Source organism: Microbulbifer okhotskensis, from assembly GCF_023895975.1.
GTDB classification, from domain to species: domain Bacteria; phylum Pseudomonadota; class Gammaproteobacteria; order Pseudomonadales; family Cellvibrionaceae; genus Microbulbifer; species Microbulbifer okhotskensis.
This window is the reverse complement of sequence record NZ_JALBWM010000222.1, coordinates 1-2,979: the sequence shown is the minus strand read 5'-3', so window position 1 is coordinate 2,979 and position 2,979 is coordinate 1. Positions and strand designations below refer to the sequence as shown.

General features: G+C 41.5%; 1 protein-coding gene. It reads right to left on the bottom strand.

All coding sequences use genetic code 11. The features are described from left to right. Positions 1 to 11: 11 nt before the first annotated feature. Positions 12 to 437, bottom strand: coding sequence for a nuclear transport factor 2 family protein (locus tag MO867_RS21325; RefSeq protein WP_252472889.1), 426 nt, complete (start codon positions 435 to 437; stop codon positions 12 to 14). Positions 438 to 2,979 lie beyond the last annotated feature (2,542 nt).

Below are 2,979 nucleotides of genomic sequence, written 5' to 3'. Positions count from 1 at the left end.
AGACAAGATAATTACAGCCACGATTTAAGCTGATTTATATGGGACAGCCCTGGGGTCTCCCCCATGAACGAACCGACATGCTTAATGCTAATCACAACATGGGTAGAAACCAGATTGCCCTCGGCCACCTGCATTGTGTTAAGCAACTTCATATCCTTGAAAGCGGCACGGAACTTCGATACCTCATCTTCGAATTCTTTCAAATTACGCTTTTGTGAACCAATCCCAGTGCTGACCGCAGAATCAAGATGGTTCACATAATTAGACGAGAGAATCATTGACGGATCAATTTTTGAATCCCTCATCCAAAGCTCAATTGCCTGCATTGCGAGTTTCTTATTGTCCAGCAGGCTGTTAGCTTGCGCGAAAACGACGCCAGTAATACCTATTAGAAAAATGAATGTCACCAGAATCATAGAAAATAAACGCTTGGGCATTGAAAACTCCAGTTTATTTAACAAAAGATTTATTGAGAAGTATGGCCACTTAAACATATATCGTATTGATTTTTACAAACCTCACAGAGCCTTGGAATATCACTTCAACCTGCTTACCAACAATAGACACACTTTTATAAACCACTAGTCGTAATCCTTACTGTTTGCCATAAAAGCTCAGGCAGCATCCCGTCTTGTGTTGGCGCTCTAGTGAATAGCAATGAGTACTGCCCCTTAAAAACAATATTCTAATTTTCTCACTAGCGAAAAATCAAAATTGTCAGAGGGGTTGACAGAATGGAGAAATTGACCCAGCACTACTGGCCACAGCTCAACTGTCCTAGCCTTAAGGTCGTCAAAAGGGAGGTTAAACATGGTTAGCTCGTTCCAGCTCCACGACCTGCTAGATATACCACTCTCAAATCGTTTGTTATAGCGCCTATGACACGCAATCGTGCGGATAGGAATGGAGTTGTCACACCAAGATGATCACACAGTATCAACAACGGACAAGCGCCGGTCTGATCATCGCTGAATTATCTCCAATCTCTACCCAAGACGCCGGGCATCCTTATATATTTGGTATTTATACAGCAGAACAGGTTGCTGGCAGGGAAAATTAACTCATGCAGCACATCAAACAGGTGGAAAAATTTTCCGCTACTGCACTGCGGGCATATCTCCCACCCCACCATGCAGCTAGATGGGATTATGCCCGTAAGTGCATCAGCTATTAAGCCTACCGGACAAGCAGATACCTACAAAGGGGCAAAGGATTAGGTTACCCCCAAGAGCTGTCCCATATAAATCAGCTAAATGAAGGTTGTAATTATCTTATCTAAAATTTCGCTATCCAAGCTTGCTTTTCTCGAAGGTTTTTAATACTGATATCTTTATTAAAACTAGACTTTGCCGCCTGCAACTAATTTAGTGCCAAATACCCCAAGATTGCTATGTTCTCTGGTGCATTACCTGACCTAAAGCGACTATCATCCTCACGAAAACCACATCTAAAAATCAGTGCAGCGAGCTTTCAACACCCCAGTGAGATCAAGAATCTCCTGTAACTTCAGTATGGCCGTAATCTCATTCGACTTTTCTTCTACCTTTTGCCAAGCAAGGACAAGTCGAGCTTCGAGCGTAAAAGTACTCACCATATGTATAGGAAATCGCTGGCTGGCCTAATCAAAGCTCGCCTTAACGTCTTGCCATCAATCGCGATCGCGTTACGGAGTTTTTACTGGACAGCATGAGCCCACAGAAGAAAGCAGTGCTTAAACTACTCGGACCTAAACGTGAAATAACCTGGGTGAAAGTGTTTTTTGAGGGTACTCCATTATTGAATGGAGTAAATTTTATTAGGGAATTTTTCTTCGATTATGAAAAATAAACAAAATCTCTACAGCTTTCCACACCGAAAAAAGTGATAATTAAAATATCGGGCAGGGCGTTCAAATTGTACCGATCAACTCGAAGATCTTCCATGTGACCAAAGTGGTGTAAAAGGCTGACGCTATCCATGTTGTTTGAAAAGCCCTCTATGCATCAAAAAGGATGGCTGTTTTAGGTCTATTTTATTTGTTTTTACACCGATTTATATGGGATATCTCGGGTAGAGTGTTCATTAAAATTCCCGGATTGTTAGAGGTAAGGAGAGCAGAGAGAATCTGGCCAATATTCTTGATCAGGTCAATTAATCAATTACCGCACTCCAATTTCCACCACAAATGCGGTGGAGGCTATACACAGATTTTTGAACATTCCCCAAGTTTCTGACTGCCTGGTTTTGCCCTGTGCCACTCAAATCACAACCCTATCTATAGGAATACCCACCAGGGCCTTATCAAAATTCGTGACAGCGCCTACAAAGCCATATAATGGCTCAATGGGAAACCTGAATATTAGGTCACTAGATAGGAAAGCTAAAAGTGAAAGAATTGTGCATTTGCCTGACTTTACTCTTACTATCCTCCGCCTCCCTGGCATCTTCTGTAAAGATTCAACTGGAAAGCTGGGATACTATTTGTCAAATCCAAGTTACGGGTGGAAAAAATCCATCATTCACAAACTATCAAACCTTTAGCAACATAAAAAGGGGATGGTCAATTTCCAAACCCTATCAGATATGCTATCGCCGAAACGAAGAACCTTCTCAATGCAACTCTAAAATGACGATGTGGAGATGTAAAAGATATGTCGAGTCTGAAGATCATAGGTCAAATATCTTCTCTATATTTTAAAAGCTGCTTTACAACTTCTTTAGTATTCCCAACAGACATGCAGCATAAAAAGATCACAACAAGAAGATAGCGCCACCCGTCCTCACGTCAATTGACGATGACTGATTTACCAAGTAATTATGCGCTCAACCTAACCTTACCCACCAACGATGGAAATTCTCTTAAACGATAAACTACAACTCGTCAGACTATCTCGCCGTAGATCATAGCCCATAGATTTTTCATGCCTTAATCGTTAAGTCTTTGAATTCAACACTTCGGACAGTTTCATACAGCTATAGCCCCATAGTCACTGTACTGCT